Here is a 15,230-nt window from a genome sequence, read left to right as displayed (position 1 = left end):
GTATTATTTCAATTGCATTTCAGAAATTATAGCCGCAATTTTTTGATCTAAATAAGCTTCTACTTCGTTAAAGTTTTCTACAGCATCCAGTTCCGTGTTTACACTGATGTAGAATTTGATTTTTGGTTCTGTACCACTTGGTCTAGCACAAATTTTAGAACCGTCTTCAGTGTAATAAATCAACACATTTGATTTTGGCATATCCATTACAGATTCTGAATTGTCTAATAGGTTTTTTGCAATAGATGATTGGTAATCTTCAATCATAACCACGCGTTGTCCGTTGATTTCTTTTAATGGATTTTCTCTTAAATCAATCATCATTTGATTGATTTCTTGTAAGCCTTCCATTCCTTTTTTAGTTAAGGAAACTAAATATTCTTTGTAGAAACCGTGGTCAACATATAAGTTTAATAATTCTTTGTAAACACTACTTCCGTTGGCTTTTGCTTGTGCCGCTACTTCACAAATTAACAAGGTAGCCGCAACAGCATCTTTGTCTCTAACAGCATCTCCTACCATGTACCCAAAACTTTCTTCTCCTCCACCAATGAATTGTAATTCAGGGAAGTCTTTAATCATTTTGGCAATCCATTTGAAACCTGTTAATCCTACTTTGAATTGTACACCGTAAGCAGAAGCCAATTCCATAATCATAGGAGTAGATACAATAGTAGATCCTACAAATTGTTTTCCATCGATTTTAGCTGCTTTTTTCCATTTTTCTAATAAAAAGGCAGTCATTAAAATCATGGTTTGGTTTCCATTCAATAAGGTCATTTTGCCTTCGTTGTTGCGAACAGCAATTCCCAAACGGTCGCAATCAGGATCTGTACCAATAACGATATCTGCATTCGTTTTATCTGCAAGTTCTAATGCAAGAGTTAAAGCTTCTGGTTCTTCTGGATTTGGTGATTTTACAGTTGGGAAATCTCCGTTAGGAACTTCTTGTTCTTTTACAATTTGTACATTTTTATATCCCGCTTGCGCTAAAGTTTCAGGAGTTACAGTAATTGAAGTTCCATGCAATGAAGTGAAAACAATGTTAAGGTTGTCTTTTGCTTCGGCTGGAGTATTAAAACTAGCGTTTTCAACTGTCGATTTGATGAAAGCTTGATCAACATCTTTATCGATGTATTCGATCAAATCTTCATTGGCGTCAAATTTGATTTCGTTGTAATTTAATTTTTCAATGGCATTGATAATAGCCTCATCTTCTGGAGGAACAATTTGGCCACCATCTTGCCAGTATACTTTATATCCATTGTATTCTGGTGGATTGTGAGAAGCAGTAAGTACAATACCGCATTGGCATCCTAAATATCTCAATGCGAATGATAATTCAGGTGTAGGTCTTAAATCAGAAAATAAATAAACATGGATTCCATTGGCTGAAAAGACATCGGCTACTACTTTAGCTAATGTTTTACTGTTATGACGACAGTCAAAAGCAATAACCGCTTTTATGGGTTGATTTGGGAAAACTGATTTTAGATAGTTGGAAAGTCCTTGAGTACTTTTTCCAAGCGTATATTTATTGATACGGTTGTTTCCTACTCCCATGATACCACGCATCCCTCCAGTTCCAAATTCAAGATTTTTGTAAAAACTTTCTTCAATTTCTTTAGGTGATGATGCTAATAATTGTTGTAATTCTTCTTGAGTTTTAGCATCAAATATAGGGCTTTGCCATTCATTAACGGCATCTAAAATGTTTTGTTTCAATTCCATATTTTGTCGCGTATTGATTCTTGTTTTGTATAATTGGTTGGTTCTAGTCTTTATAGATGTGATTTATTTAAAGCGAAAACGAAATTTAATAAATTAATCGGTTTGTTTCAACAAACAATCCTAACATATTATAAAAAATTAATTTCATTTGAAATTTTATATCGCTCTTCGTTATTTTTTGTACGTAAAATGATTTCGCCTAAGAATCCGGCTAAAAACATTTGAGTACCAATAACCATAGTGGTTAGTGCAATGTAAAACCAAGGATTACTAGTAACTAAACTATAAGGCATGTTGTTGTACATATGGTATAATTTAGAAAAACCAATATATCCGGCAAGTAAAAATCCGATGATGAACATTAACGAACCTAATGCTCCAAAAAAGTGCATCGGTCTTTTTCCAAATCGGGATAAGAACCAAATGGTAATTAAGTCAAGAAAACCGTTAATAAAACGTTCCATTCCAAATTTAGTCTCCCCGTATTTTCTGGCTTGATGTTGCACTACTTTTTCGCCAATTTTCCCAAATCCAGCATTTTTTGCTAAAACAGGAATGTATCGGTGCATTTCGCCCGAAACCTCGATGTTTTTTACCACAACATTTCGGTATGCTTTTAGTCCACAATTAAAATCGTTTAATTCGACACCCGAAGTTTTACGTGCTGCCCAGTTGAATAATTTTGATGGTAGATTTTTAGTTACAACCGAGTCGTAACGTTTCTTTTTCCAGCCCGAAACTAAATCAAACTGTTGTTTAGTGATCATGTCGTACAATCCAGGGATTTCTTCTGGGCTGTCTTGAAGATCAGCGTCCATAGTGATAATAACATCACCCTGTGCTTTTGCAAAACCAGCATGTAAAGCTTGTGATTTTCCGAAATTTTTCATGAATCGGATTCCTTTTACATGAGTGTTTTCGGTAGCAAAACTTTGAATAATAGACCATGAATTATCGGTGCTTCCGTCATCTAAAAAAATAATTTCATAAGAATAACGGTTTTCTTGCATTACTTTAATAATCCAAGTATAAAGCTCTTTTAGTGATTCTTCTTCGTTAAGAAGTGGTATTAGTATGGATAGATTCATCGATTTTATGCTTGTGATGGGGTTTTGCTTTTAAAGAATGCGGCCAAAATTAAACCAAAAATAGTACAGAAAACAATATTCGATAAGGATCCTTTTAATAATCCCATAACCGAAAATTGATCGTTTTCTTTCAAATCTTTAATTGCATTATTGATTGTTGCTGCTGGAGCATTGAATTTTTCCATTGCAGTCACCATATATTTAATGGTAAGTTCTTTGATTGTTATTTTGGCTGCAGGATCAATAAGATTGAATAGTATAATATTAAAGATAACTGAGATTCCTATACCGATTAAGGCTGAGATGAAATAAGTAGTAAAGGCGTCTTTAAAAGTGTAAATTCCTGTGAATTCTTTTTTTGTTTTGACCAATAATACAATTGCAATGGTTAAATACAATGCTATATTTCCGAAACCAATCCAAGGTGAGGTGAATAAATTTAAGTCAATGCTGTATATTAAAGTGGTTGTTAAAACAGAAGCTAATCCAGTTATAATTCCAAATGTTATTCCGTTTTTTTTTATAGTTTCGTGAATCATTGTTGGTGACTTTCAATTAAGCAACAAATATAGTAAATCCCACTATATTGAAACGTAAAAAACTGTTTTTAGCTGTTTGAATAAAAAAAAGAAATAAACATTTGTTTATTAAAAAATAATTGTATTTTTGCATCCTCGAAATTAATACTAATAAAATAAAAAGCTATAGTGAGTTTATACCTTTTCTGTTAAAAGGAAAGCTTCAAAATAAATTATAGCCAAACAAATAAAAAAGATTCAAGATGAAAAAAGGTGTACACCCAGAAAATTACAGATTAGTTGCATTTAAAGACATGTCTAATGATGACGTTTTTATCACTAAATCTACAGCAGAAACTAAAGAAACAATTGTACACGAAGGTGTAGAATATCCAGTTGTTAAAATGGAGATTTCTAGAACTTCTCACCCTTTTTATACAGGTAAATCTAAACTTATCGATACTGCAGGACGTATTGATAAATTCAAAACTAAATACGCTAAACATATTAAATAATTTTAATTTGTTTTATTATACACTAAGCCTTCCTTTCGGAAGGCTTTTTTATTTTTATCTCTACGAAAACTTTGTAACTTTGGCTTGTGTATAGGATAAATCACAAAAAAATCAACCAACAACTTTATGAATTATATACTTTTTGATGGTCCTGCTCGTAATGCCTTGCTGCCATTTACTTTTACCCGTCCAGTTGCGGATATTCTAATAGGAATTATACCCATTCGTCAAAAATGGGAACGTTATCTGGGGTCTACAATTACTACATTGACGGAGGAATATTTATCTGAAAAATATCCAATGGTAGAATTAGAAGAAAATGTAATGATCAACGCTTCTTTTTTACCTAATGAGATTTTAGCTGAAATGGTTTCGAATTTAGAGCCTAATCAAGCGATTTTTAAAGGAGATGAGGTCATTGCTTTTTATACTAATGATAGTCAAGAGGAAGTGGATTTTGACACCTATGAGATTATAGATTATTCTGAAGATTGCATTACGGTTAAAAATACATGGGATATTTTTTCAAAAAACGGTGAGGCTATTCGCGAGGATTTTGAGTTTTTGACAGAAGATAGAAAATCACAGCCTATTCCAAGTAGTGTGAATGTTATTGCAGCAGAAAATATTTTTATTGAAGAAGGTGCGAAGTTAGCCTTTGTTACTTTAAATGCTTCTACAGGGCCTATATATGTAGGAAAAGATGCTGAGATTATGGAAGGATCAGTAATTCGCGGGCCTTTTGCACTAGGTGAAGGTTCTGTAGTGAAAATGAATGCTAAAATTTATGGTCCTACATCAACAGGTCCTTATTGTAAGATAGGAGGAGAGATTAATAATTCGGTGTTATTTGGCTGTTCAAATAAAGGACATGATGGGTTTTTAGGAAATTCGGTTTTAGGGGAATGGTGTAATATAGGTGCTGATACGAATAATTCAAATTTGAAAAACAATTATGATGAGGTGCGTTTATGGAGTTATGAAACGGAAGGTTTTGCTAAAACAGGATTGCAGTTTTGTGGTTTGATGATGGGGGATCATAGTAAATGTGGTATTAATACCATGTTTAATACAGGAACTGTAGTGGGAGTAAGTGCTAATATTTTTGGCTCAGGATTTCCAAGAAATTTTGTTCCGAGTTTTTCTTGGGGTGGAGCCGCAGGTTTTACAACTTATGTAACTAAAAAGGCTTTTGAAACGGCCAGGCTCGTGATGGATAGAAGAGGGGTTGAATTTGATGAAAAGGAAGCGGCTATCTTAGAACATGTTTTTGAAATTACTAAAAAGTGGCGAAAAGAATAGGGTACTTTTAGGGAAATAAATAATTTTTAAAATGAATACTTCATCTGTTTTTGGTGAAGTATTTTTTTGTTTTATAGGGTTTCTTTGTTTTTTGTTTAAATAATGTTTGTTAATTCAGACTTTTGTTGTTTTTTTGATGAAAATTAAAAAATCAAAATATGGAAGATTTTGTGAGTTCCTTGAATAATATCATCTGGAGTAATGCTTTAATAGTTTTGTGTTTAGGAATTGGTTTGTATTTTTCAATACGAACTCGTTTTTTACAACTTCGACATATTAAAGAAATGTGGAAATTGCTATTTGATGGAGAGAGTACAGATTCAGGAGTTTCTTCTTTTCAGGCTTTGGCAATGTCATTAGCAGGTAGAGTAGGGACAGGTAATATTGCTGGAGTTGCTACTGCCATTGCTTTTGGAGGACCAGGAGCTATGTTTTGGATGTGGACAGTTGCTTTTTTAGGGGCAAGTACAGCTTATGTTGAAGCGACTTTGGCGCAAATATATAAAGAGAAACATTTAGGTGAATTTCGTGGTGGTCCTGCTTTTTATATAGAAAGAGGTTTGAAAATGAAATGGTTCGGAATTTTGTTTGCTGTAGTTTCTGTTGTTTCGGTAGGTGTGTTTTTGCCGGGAGTTCAGGCGAATTCGGTAGCAGAAGGAATTAAAAATGCTTTTGATGTTGAAACTTGGATTTCAGGTTTGGGAATGGTTGTTTTGTTTGGAGCGATTGTTTTTGGAGGTGTAAAAAGGATTGCAAGGTTTACTGAATATGTAGTTCCGTTTATGGCAATTGGTTATATAGCATTTGCTTTAATTATTATTGGAGTGAATTTTGATCAGTTAGGGCGTGTGTTGAGTTTGATTTTTAAGAGTGCATTTAATTTAGAAGCAGGATTCGGGGCTGTTTTTGGATTGGCTATTCAGTGGGGGGTGAAGAGAGGAATCTACTCTAATGAAGCAGGTCAAGGAACTGCGCCTCATATTGCGGCTGCAGCCAATGTTTCGCATCCGGTAAAACAAGGTTTGGTGCAGTCTTTTTCGGTTTACATTGATACTTTGTTTGTGTGTTCGGCTACTGGATTTATGATTTTGATTACAGGAATGTATAATGTTCAAAATCCTGAATTTGGTAGTAACGGAGCTTCGGAGTTTTTGTATCATGGTTTAAAAAACGTAGCAGTAGGACCGGCTTATACACAAATGGCAATGGATACCGTTTTTCCTGGTTTTGGATCGTATTTTGTAGCAGTAGCATTATTTTTCTTTGCTTTTACAACTGTTATAGCCTATTATTATATTGCTGAAACGAATATTTCTTATTTGACTAGAAAATTTGAATCACCTGCGTTTTATTATGTGTTAAAAGTAATAATGATGGTTGTGATTATGTATGGTGCGGTTAATCAAGCAACTTTGGCTTGGGCAATTGGGGATTTAGGGGTAGGTTTGATGGCGTGGTTTAATATTATTGCGATTATTCTTTTGCAAAAACCAGCATTAAAAGCTCTTTTGGATTATGAAAAACAGAAAAAGGAAGGAAAGGATCCTGTTTTTTTACCTGAAACAATTGATGTTTCAAATGCTCATATTTGGAATACTTTAAACAAAGTTAAAACAGAGTAACTATTGTATAAATTATTTAAGCTTCTAGTAGTATATTTTATGCTTTACTAGAAGCTTTTTTATAGGAACAAATTACTTAATTAAGTTATCTTTGCGCTTTTAAATTTATTGAGGGTAGAAATTTCTAACTTCTAGCCTCTAACTTCTAACTTTAAACAATGATTACAATTAACGATATATCGGTTCAATTTGGAGGAACTACACTTTTTAGTGATGTTTCCTTTGCTATTAATGAGAACGATAAAATTGCCCTTATGGGTAAAAATGGGGCTGGAAAATCGACTTTATTAAAAATTATTGCAGGAAATAGTAAGCCATCAACAGGGAGTATTTCGGCGCCAAAAGAAGCGGTTATTGCTTATTTACCACAGCATTTATTGACAACTGATACGGCTACAGTAAAAGAAGAAGCTTCGAAAGCTTTTTCTGAAGTGTTCCAAATGAAAGCGGAGATTGACGAAATAAATGAGCAATTAACGATTCGTACTGATTATGAAAGTGACGAATACATGAAGCTTATTGAGCGTGTATCAGACTTAAGTGAAAAGTTTTATGCTATTGAAGAAATCAATTACGAAGCAGAGGTTGAGAAAGTTTTAAAAGGATTAGGTTTTGTTGCTGCCGATTTTAATCGTAAAACTTCTGAATTTTCGGGAGGTTGGAGAATGCGCATTGAATTGGCTAAAATCTTATTGCGTAAGCCAGATTTAATTTTACTGGATGAGCCTACTAACCACATGGATATCGAAAGTATTCAATGGTTAGAAGATTTTTTGATTAATTCGGCTAAGGCGGTGGTGGTAATTTCACACGATAGAGCTTTTGTAGATAATATCACGAACCGTACGATTGAAGTAACAATGGGACGTATTTACGATTATAAAGCAAAGTATTCTCATTATTTAGAATTGCGTAAAGATCGTAGAATTCACCAGCAAAAAGCATATGATGAGCAGCAAAAAATGATTGCAGATAATCGTGCTTTTATTGAGCGATTTAAAGGGACTTTTTCCAAAACAGATGCGGTACAATCTCGTGTGAGAATGTTAGAGAAGTTAGAGATTGTTCAGGTGGATGAAGTCGATACTTCGGCTTTGAAATTAAAGTTTCCTCCAGCAGCTCGTTCTGGGCAATATCCAGTTGTGGTTAAAGATTTGGCTAAATCCTATGGTGATCACGTAGTATTTAAGGATGCTAATATCGTTATCGAAAGAGGTCAAAAAGTAGCTTTTGTAGGGAAAAATGGTGAAGGTAAATCTACCATGATTAAGGCTATCATGAAAGAAATAGGTATTGATGGAGGTAGTGTAGAAATTGGTCACAATGCTCAAATTGGCTATTTTGCACAAAATCAGGCGTCGTTATTAGATGAAAATGCAACTATTTTTGAAACGATTGATAGTATTGCTGTTGGAGATATTCGTACCCAAATAAAAAATATTTTAGGAGCCTTCATGTTTCAAGGTGACGATATTACTAAGAAGGTAAAAGTGCTTTCAGGAGGAGAGAAAACGCGTTTGGCAATGATTAAATTATTGTTAGAGCCTGTAAACTTGTTAATTCTGGATGAGCCTTCAAACCATTTGGATATGAAAACCAAAGATATTATTAAGGATGCATTGCGAGATTTTGACGGAACTTTGATTTTAGTTTCTCACGACCGTGATTTTCTTGATGGTTTAGCGACTAAGGTTTTCGAATTTGGAAACAAAAGAGTAGTAGAGCATTTCGAAGATATTACAGGTTTCTTAGCGCACAAGAAAATGGATAGTATGAAAGAAATTGAAAAATAATTTTCTATTCAAACATAAATAAAAGGCACAATTTGTGCCTTTTATTGTTTTTGTTAAATTCGGATTCCAGGAGGTAGTAATTCTTTGTAAGCTGGATTTTTTCTGAAAAAATGTACTATTCTAGGATATACTGGAACTACTTTTGTACGTTCTTCGATTGAGTTGTCGAGTATGTTTTTTATTATGAGATCAATGATTTTGTCGTTATCAAAATGTTCCGGGGTATTGATTTTGGTTAAAAATATTTTTCTTTCTTGAAGTGAATATTCAATTGTAATAAGGCCTTCTGGAATGGTGGTTTCAAATTGTCTGGCGAATGCGTTGTTTTTAATTTCAATTGAATCAATTGTTTCCATAGTAATTAAGAATTTTGTTGTGCAAAGCAATAACAATAGATTTTTTGCTCAAAGATTTTCTGAGTACTATCGCTTTTTGCTTTTGTTTTATGTGAATATTTTATTCGATAAGAGGAATTGTAAAGTTAAGTATTTGGATATCAAATTCAAATGACTTTAACACAGCTTCGAATGTTAAAGTTTAGTTTGTTGTATTTGGTTTAGTTGTTTTATGTTTTTTTGAGTCTTTAAATTAGTATTTTGGTAATTTAAAATCCGAATGATTCAATGAGTAAAATTCCTGTATATTTTATGCCTGGGTTAGCGGCCAATCCTTTAATTTTTGAAAGAATAAGGTTGGATGATTCGCTTTTTGATGTTCATTTTTTAGAATGGAAAATTCCAGAGCAAGGAGAAACTCTTGAAAATTATGCTAAGCGCATCGCTTTGGGTGTGAAAAAGGAGCAATCAGTTTTAATAGGTGTTTCTTTTGGAGGGATTTTGGTGCAGGAAATGGCGAAGTTTCTCAATGTGCAAAAAATAATTATTATTTCGAGTGTTAAATCAAAGGAAGAATTTCCTAAACGAATTCGTTTTGCCCGAAAAACATTGCTTTATAAGTTGATTCCAATTCGATTGGTGCTGAGTTTGGGTAAGTTGGCGCAGTTTGTTTTGGGTGAAAAAAGCTCAAATAGAATGCAGTTGTATGATACTTTTCTATCGGTACGCGATGTTAATTATTTAAAATGGGCTTTTGAGAAAGTAGTTTTATGGGATCGTATAAAAATAGATGAACGTGTGATTCATATTCATGGTGATAAAGATGCAGTGTTTCCCATCCAAAATATCCAAAAATGTGTGGTGGTAGAAGGTGGAACACATGTAATGATTTATACTAAATACCGATGGTTTAATGCTAATTTACCAGCGATTATTTTAGATTCAAAAAATTTAATTTATAGTTAAATATTCTAGTAGGGCTAAAAAAAATCCGTCAACTTTAAATAAGTGACGGATTTTAAAAAAAAAGGTGTGATGAAATTACATTTTTTTCATTTGTTCTTTCATCATATTGATTTGATCTTTCAACATTCCTTGTTTGTCTAGTTTCTTTACTTCAGCGATTAAATTGGTCGCTTCAATTTTTCTTCTTCTTGAAAGCGCAATTCCAGCCAAATTTAGTTTAGCAACGGCTAAATCCATATCCATAGATAAGCCTAGTTCAATCGCTTTCTTAAAATATTTCTCTGATTGATTGATATTTGTTTGCGAAAGCATGATTCCGTGAAGGTAATTAAAGTATCCTTGTTGTTTTCTAGTTAAAGCTCCTTCAGGATTTTTTATGTATGAAAGCCACTTTTGAGCGCCTAAAAAGTCTTGTTTTCTTAATTTTAAAAAGGCCAATAAGATGAATTCGTTTCTGTAATAAAGAAAAACAGGAATTATTGTAAGCAATAATAAGAAGATTCCATTGCCAATATTGTTTTCCGTAAATTGCCAAATGCTAGTAATTACAATAAGTCCAGCGATAATAAGTTTGATATTCTTGTTTAACATGATGGTTGTTTGATTTGTGTTTGCAAATATAGTAAAAGGAATTAAAAATATTTTTATAAAACTTCTTGCTAGAAAAAAAAGTCTTTGTATATTTGCACTCGGTTTAGAAATGACCGTTATATCAAACAATAAAAGATACAATTAATAAGATTTAAAGATACAAACCAATGAGCAAAAGAACGTTTCAACCATCGAAAAGAAAAAGAAGAAATAAACACGGATTTATGGACAGAATGGCTTCTGCAAATGGAAGAAAAGTTCTTGCGCGTAGAAGAGCTAAAGGAAGACATAAATTAACTGTTTCTAGCGAGCCTAGACACAAAAAATAATGTTTGAAAAAGCATAAATAAGGGCGTTACTTTTATTAGTATCGCCCTTTTTTATACCTAGTCTGAAAATAGTACTCAAGTTTATGTTTTTTAATGAGTTACCTCTTTTAAAAAAAAGTAAATTTGAGAAATAAAAAACTTCAAAAACAATAATTACATCATAATGCCAAAAGACACTTCAATCAAATCCGTTTTAATTATAGGTTCAGGTCCTATTGTTATTGGTCAAGCTTGCGAATTCGATTACGCAGGATCGCAATCAGCTCGTTCTATTCGTGAAGAAGGAATCGAGGTTATTCTTATCAATTCGAATCCTGCTACAATTATGACCGACCCATCAATGGCGGATCATATCTATTTGAAACCTTTAACGACTAAATCGATCATTGAAATCCTTAAAGAACATCCACAAATTGATGCTGTATTGCCTACTATGGGTGGTCAAACGGCACTTAACTTGTGTTTGGAAGCGCAGGAAAAAGGAATTTGGGATGATTTTGGTGTAAAAATGATTGGGGTTGATGTAAACGCAATTAATATTACTGAAGATAGAGACCAGTTTAAAGCGCTTTTAAAGAAAATTAATGTACCTACTGCTCCAGCAGAAATTTGTACATCGTATTTAAGAGGTAAAGAAATTGCTCAGGAATTTGGTTTCCCATTGGTTATTCGTCCTTCTTTTACATTAGGAGGAACTGGGGCTTCTATCGTATATAAACCAGAAGATTTTGACAGATTATTAACTGCAGGTCTTGAGGCTTCACCAATCCATGAAGTTTTAATTGATAAAGCTTTAATGGGATGGAAAGAATACGAATTAGAGCTTTTAAGAGATAAAAATGACAATGTTGTTATCATTTGTTCTATCGAAAATATGGACCCAATGGGAATCCATACTGGAGATTCTATCACGGTAGCGCCAGCTATGACATTATCAGATACGACTTTCCAAAAATTACGTGATTACGCTATCTTGATGATGCGCAGTATTGGAAACTTTGCTGGAGGATGTAACGTACAATTTGCAGTATCACCTGATGAAAAAGAAGATATTGTGGCTATTGAAATTAACCCACGTGTATCTCGTTCTTCTGCATTGGCATCAAAAGCTACGGGTTATCCAATTGCAAAAATCGCTTCTAAATTAGCTTTAGGTTATAACTTAGATGAGTTACAAAACCAAATTACAAAATCTACTTCGGCTTTATTCGAGCCTACTTTAGATTATGTAATTGTAAAAATACCACGTTGGAACTTTGATAAATTTGAAGGATCTGACCGAACTTTAGGTCTTCAAATGAAGTCGGTAGGTGAGGTAATGGGAATTGGGCGTTCGTTCCAAGAAGCTTTACACAAAGCAACACAATCATTAGAAATTAAACGTAATGGTTTAGGTGCAGATGGTAAAGGGTATACCAATTACGAACAAATTATTGAAAAACTTACTTATGCAAGCTGGGATCGTGTATTCGTAATTTACGATGCGATTGCTATGGGAATTCCATTAAGCAGAATTCATGAAATCACTAAAATTGATATGTGGTTCTTGAAACAGTATGAGGAGTTATTTATCTTAGAAAAAGAAATTGCGAATTATAAAGTGAGCAATTTACCAAAAGAGTTATTGCTTGAGGCAAAACAAAAAGGTTTTGCTGACCGTCAATTAGCTCACATGATGGGATGTTTGGAGAGTGAAGTTCACGCTTTACGTATGGAGATGAACATCAACCGTGTGTTTAAATTGGTTGATACTTGTGCGGCGGAGTTCAAAGCAAAAACGCCTTACTACTACTCAACATTTGAGGCTGAAATTGAAAAAGCAGATGGGACTCGTTTTGTAGATAATGAAAGTATTGTTACTGATAAAAAGAAAGTAATTGTTTTAGGTTCTGGACCAAACCGTATTGGACAAGGAATTGAGTTCGATTACTCTTGTGTTCACGGAGTTTTAGCTTCTAAAGAGTGTGGATACGAAACGATTATGATTAACTGTAACCCAGAAACCGTTTCAACTGATTTTGATACAGCCGATAAATTATACTTCGAGCCAGTATTCTGGGAGCATATTTATGACATTATCCAGCACGAAAAACCAGAAGGAGTTATCGTTCAGTTAGGTGGTCAAACAGCGCTTAAATTAGCTGAAAAATTATCTAAATACGGTGTAAAAATCATCGGAACAAGCTTTGATGCCCTAGATTTAGCGGAAGACAGAGGACGTTTCTCTGATTTATTAACTGAGTTGAAAATTCCTTTCCCTAAATTCGGAATTGCAGAAAGCGCAGACGAAGCTTCTAAATTAGCTGATTCATTAGATTTCCCATTATTAGTTCGTCCTTCTTATGTATTAGGAGGTCAGGGAATGAAAATTGTAATCAACAAACAAGAGTTAGAAGAGCACGTAATTGATTTGTTGAAATCAATCCCAGGAAACAAATTATTGTTAGACCACTATTTAGATGGTGCTATCGAAGCAGAAGCAGATGCTATTTGTGATGCTGATGGTAATGTTTACATCATCGGAATTATGGAGCATATCGAGCCATGTGGAGTTCACTCGGGAGATTCTAATGCTACTTTACCTCCTTTCAACTTAGGAGAGTTTGTAATGCAACAAATCAAAGATCATACGCACAAAATTGCTAAAGCATTAAAAACAGTAGGTTTAATCAATATTCAGTTTGCGATTAAAGATGATACCGTTTATATCATCGAAGCGAATCCAAGAGCTTCTCGTACAGTCCCATTTATTGCTAAAGCGTATGGTGAGCCTTACGTAAACTACGCTACTAAAGTAATGTTAGGACACAGTAAAGTAACCGACTTTGATTTCAATCCTAAATTAAACGGATACGCTATCAAACAACCGGTATTCTCTTTCAGTAAGTTCCCTAATGTAAACAAAGCTTTAGGACCTGAAATGAAATCAACAGGAGAAAGCATCTTGTTTATCGATGACTTGAAAGATGATCAATTCTACGAATTGTATTCAAGAAGAAAAATGTATTTGAGTAAATAATCACTCAATTTCTTCATACAATAGGCTGTCCGACAACGACAGCCTATTTTTTTTGTTTTTTTTATTTGGAGCACAACATTTGGCTTTTTTAATAGCAATAGTTCCTGCTGTTCGCTGTATCTTGTGGCAGCCTAAAGACAGCTGCCACAAGGATGCCGCTACCATCAGGGCTATTAGACAGGAATTGTTTTTTAGAAGAAGCGACCATAAACCAAAGAATGAAAACAATAAAATGTATTTTTGTTTTACTTGATAAAAGGAATAGTTTAAAAATAACAACATGGAAATAGTTTGGCAAATTAAATCTTTTGAGACCTTAACAGTTAGCGAACTCTACGCCATTTTAAAATTGCGCTCAGAAGTGTTTGTAGTGGAACAAAACTGTGTTTATTTGGATTTAGATGGCAAAGATCCCTTAGCATTACATCTTTTTGGAATATACGATAATCAGATTGTTGCTTGCAGCCGACTTTTTAAACCCGGAATTACGTATGAAACCGCGTCAATAGGAAGAGTAGTCGTTTCAGCGGATTATCGCGATAAAAAATGGGGAAAAGAATTAATGCTACAATCTATTTCCGCCATCAAAAAATACTTTGGCGAAACTCAGATTACCATTGGTGCGCAATTGTATCTAAAAAAATTCTATGAATCACTGGGTTTTGTTCAATCCAGCGAAATGTATCTGGAAGATGATATTCCGCATATAAAAATGGATTTGAGTGAATAAGCTTAAATTTTAAACATCAAAAAAAAACCTCAATTTATTGAGGCTTTTTTGTGGATTATAACGTTTGGCCACTTGGCTAAGTTGTGGCCAAAGCGGATTGATTATTTTCGCTTAAGTTAAAACTTTCTGCGTGAATTGATAGTTTCAATTTCGAAAAAACCAGCAATTGAGATAAATGGCGGTTATAAGCAGGTTTTATTTTTCTTTTTTGATAAACTTTCCAGTTCCACATTGAACATGTAAATCTACTCTACATATAAAATAATAGATATTCCCTTCAACCTTTGTAATTTCAAAATATGGTTTTTGTTTCGAGATTACTTTTTGAAATTCAGTAAGTTTAGATTCGTCTAGTTTTTCAACACTCTCCAATATAAAACTACATTTACTAAGCAATACAATTTCGTAGTCTTTTTTTACTTTTTCGTCAAAAGTGTAGTAGTGATTTCCTTTTATTTCAAATCTATATGAACTCCAATCTTTGTCGTCATATTGAGTTTCATATTCTCCATTTACCAACATGGAACAATTCTGTCCAATTGAATTTAAGCCTAAACTCAAAATAAATATGGTTAAATATTTTTTCATCGTTGATTCTGTTGAGCTTCGTTCAGAAACTTGCTTATAACGTCAGACTGTGAAAAAAACTCCCAGTCTTGAAACAAATATAGTTTTTATTTCTTTTATTGAG

Annotated in this window: 14 protein-coding genes; 8 read left to right on the top strand and 6 right to left on the bottom strand. The window is 33.5% G+C overall.

Features of this window, described 5'->3' with window-relative positions:
* Positions 1-3: 3 nt before the first annotated feature.
* From ACFPTQ_RS15550 to ACFPTQ_RS15540, 3 genes are all read right to left on the bottom strand, one after another.
* Positions 4-1,731: a phospho-sugar mutase gene (locus tag ACFPTQ_RS15550; RefSeq protein ID WP_379778758.1), complete on the bottom strand. Its 1,728-nt coding sequence runs from the start codon at positions 1,729-1,731 to the stop codon at positions 4-6.
* Positions 1,732-1,859: 128 nt separating this feature from the next.
* Positions 1,860-2,819 carry a glycosyltransferase family 2 protein gene (locus ACFPTQ_RS15545; RefSeq protein WP_379778754.1) on the bottom strand — a complete coding sequence of 320 codons (960 nt, stop codon included), beginning with the start codon at positions 2,817-2,819 and terminating at the stop codon, positions 1,860-1,862.
* A gap of 5 nt (positions 2,820-2,824) precedes the next feature.
* Positions 2,825-3,358: a DUF4199 domain-containing protein gene (locus ACFPTQ_RS15540; RefSeq protein WP_379778751.1), complete on the bottom strand. Its 534-nt coding sequence runs from the start codon at positions 3,356-3,358 to the stop codon at positions 2,825-2,827.
* 242 nt (positions 3,359-3,600) lie between these two features.
* On the opposite strand from ACFPTQ_RS15540, the gene ACFPTQ_RS15535 reads away from it, so the two are divergent.
* From ACFPTQ_RS15535 to ACFPTQ_RS15520, 4 genes are all read left to right on the top strand, one after another.
* Positions 3,601-3,852: a type B 50S ribosomal protein L31 gene (locus tag ACFPTQ_RS15535; protein ID WP_026714974.1), complete on the top strand. Its 252-nt coding sequence runs from the start codon at positions 3,601-3,603 to the stop codon at positions 3,850-3,852.
* Positions 3,853-3,978: 126 nt separating this feature from the next.
* The gene (locus tag ACFPTQ_RS15530; RefSeq protein WP_379778748.1) at positions 3,979-5,154 is read left to right on the top strand and encodes a GlmU family protein; all 1,176 of its coding nucleotides are present in this window, start codon (positions 3,979-3,981) and stop codon (positions 5,152-5,154) included.
* Between the two features lie 158 nt (positions 5,155-5,312).
* Positions 5,313-6,776 carry an alanine/glycine:cation symporter family protein gene (locus tag ACFPTQ_RS15525; RefSeq protein WP_379778745.1) on the top strand — a complete coding sequence of 488 codons (1,464 nt, stop codon included), beginning with the start codon at positions 5,313-5,315 and terminating at the stop codon, positions 6,774-6,776.
* A gap of 158 nt (positions 6,777-6,934) precedes the next feature.
* On the top strand, positions 6,935-8,569 hold the full coding sequence (locus ACFPTQ_RS15520) for an ABC-F family ATP-binding cassette domain-containing protein (RefSeq protein WP_379778742.1): 1,635 nt from the start codon (positions 6,935-6,937) through the stop codon (positions 8,567-8,569).
* A gap of 53 nt (positions 8,570-8,622) precedes the next feature.
* On the opposite strand, the gene ACFPTQ_RS15515 is transcribed toward ACFPTQ_RS15520, so the two are convergent.
* Positions 8,623-8,925 (bottom strand): GNAT family N-acetyltransferase, encoded by a 303-nt coding sequence (locus tag ACFPTQ_RS15515; protein ID WP_379778739.1) that lies wholly within the window; start codon positions 8,923-8,925, stop codon positions 8,623-8,625.
* Between the two features lie 267 nt (positions 8,926-9,192).
* Between ACFPTQ_RS15515 and ACFPTQ_RS15510 the strand changes: the two genes are divergently transcribed.
* Positions 9,193-9,870: an alpha/beta fold hydrolase gene (locus tag ACFPTQ_RS15510; RefSeq protein WP_379778736.1), complete on the top strand. Its 678-nt coding sequence runs from the start codon at positions 9,193-9,195 to the stop codon at positions 9,868-9,870.
* Between the two features lie 75 nt (positions 9,871-9,945).
* Here ACFPTQ_RS15510 and ACFPTQ_RS15505 read toward each other — a convergent pair whose 3' ends face one another.
* Entirely contained in the window at positions 9,946-10,461 is a 516-nt protein-coding gene (locus tag ACFPTQ_RS15505) for a DUF2892 domain-containing protein (protein ID WP_379778733.1), read from the bottom strand.
* A gap of 167 nt (positions 10,462-10,628) precedes the next feature.
* On the opposite strand from ACFPTQ_RS15505, the gene rpmH reads away from it, so the two are divergent.
* The 3 genes from rpmH (at position 10,629) to ACFPTQ_RS15490 (ending at position 14,539) form a co-directional block, all read left to right on the top strand.
* Entirely contained in the window at positions 10,629-10,790 is a 162-nt protein-coding gene (gene rpmH, locus ACFPTQ_RS15500) for a 50S ribosomal protein L34 (protein ID WP_008464848.1), read from the top strand.
* A 163-nt stretch (positions 10,791-10,953) separates the two neighbouring features.
* Positions 10,954-13,809 carry a carbamoyl-phosphate synthase large subunit gene (gene carB / locus ACFPTQ_RS15495; protein WP_379778730.1) on the top strand — a complete coding sequence of 952 codons (2,856 nt, stop codon included), beginning with the start codon at positions 10,954-10,956 and terminating at the stop codon, positions 13,807-13,809.
* Between the two features lie 280 nt (positions 13,810-14,089).
* Positions 14,090-14,539, top strand: a complete 450-nt coding sequence (locus tag ACFPTQ_RS15490) for a GNAT family N-acetyltransferase (protein WP_379778727.1) — start codon at positions 14,090-14,092, stop codon at positions 14,537-14,539.
* 195 nt (positions 14,540-14,734) lie between these two features.
* Here ACFPTQ_RS15490 and ACFPTQ_RS15485 read toward each other — a convergent pair whose 3' ends face one another.
* Positions 14,735-15,127, bottom strand: coding sequence for a hypothetical protein (locus tag ACFPTQ_RS15485; RefSeq protein ID WP_379778724.1), 393 nt, complete (start codon positions 15,125-15,127; stop codon positions 14,735-14,737).
* Positions 15,128-15,230 lie beyond the last annotated feature (103 nt).

It is taken from the genome of Flavobacterium sp. GCM10022190, from assembly GCF_042656445.1.
Lineage (GTDB): Bacteria > Bacteroidota > Bacteroidia > Flavobacteriales > Flavobacteriaceae > Flavobacterium > Flavobacterium nitratireducens.
Note: the sequence above shows the minus strand (reverse complement) of the source record. Positions and strands in the feature narration are given on the sequence as shown.

Bases quoted from the DNA above. Each gene is read 5' to 3' on its own strand.
- ACFPTQ_RS15505 (WP_379778733.1), bottom strand. From the start codon at position 10,461: ATGTTAAACAAGAATATCAAACTTATTATCGCTGGACTTATTGTAATT.
- ACFPTQ_RS15490 (WP_379778727.1), top strand. From the start codon at position 14,090: ATGGAAATAGTTTGGCAAATTAAATCTTTTGAGACCTTAACAGTTAGC.
- ACFPTQ_RS15540 (WP_379778751.1), bottom strand. From the start codon at position 3,358: ATGATTCACGAAACTATAAAAAAAAACGGAATAACATTTGGAATTATA.
- ACFPTQ_RS15525 (WP_379778745.1), top strand. From the start codon at position 5,313: ATGGAAGATTTTGTGAGTTCCTTGAATAATATCATCTGGAGTAATGCT.
- ACFPTQ_RS15535 (WP_026714974.1), top strand. From the start codon at position 3,601: ATGAAAAAAGGTGTACACCCAGAAAATTACAGATTAGTTGCATTTAAA.
- ACFPTQ_RS15550 (WP_379778758.1), bottom strand. From the start codon at position 1,731: ATGGAATTGAAACAAAACATTTTAGATGCCGTTAATGAATGGCAAAGC.
- ACFPTQ_RS15510 (WP_379778736.1), top strand. From the start codon at position 9,193: ATGAGTAAAATTCCTGTATATTTTATGCCTGGGTTAGCGGCCAATCCT.
- ACFPTQ_RS15515 (WP_379778739.1), bottom strand. From the start codon at position 8,925: ATGGAAACAATTGATTCAATTGAAATTAAAAACAACGCATTCGCCAGA.
- ACFPTQ_RS15485 (WP_379778724.1), bottom strand. From the start codon at position 15,127: ATGAAAAAATATTTAACCATATTTATTTTGAGTTTAGGCTTAAATTCA.
- carB (WP_379778730.1), top strand. From the start codon at position 10,954: ATGCCAAAAGACACTTCAATCAAATCCGTTTTAATTATAGGTTCAGGT.
- ACFPTQ_RS15520 (WP_379778742.1), top strand. From the start codon at position 6,935: ATGATTACAATTAACGATATATCGGTTCAATTTGGAGGAACTACACTT.
- ACFPTQ_RS15545 (WP_379778754.1), bottom strand. From the start codon at position 2,819: ATGAATCTATCCATACTAATACCACTTCTTAACGAAGAAGAATCACTA.
- rpmH (WP_008464848.1), top strand. From the start codon at position 10,629: ATGAGCAAAAGAACGTTTCAACCATCGAAAAGAAAAAGAAGAAATAAA.
- ACFPTQ_RS15530 (WP_379778748.1), top strand. From the start codon at position 3,979: ATGAATTATATACTTTTTGATGGTCCTGCTCGTAATGCCTTGCTGCCA.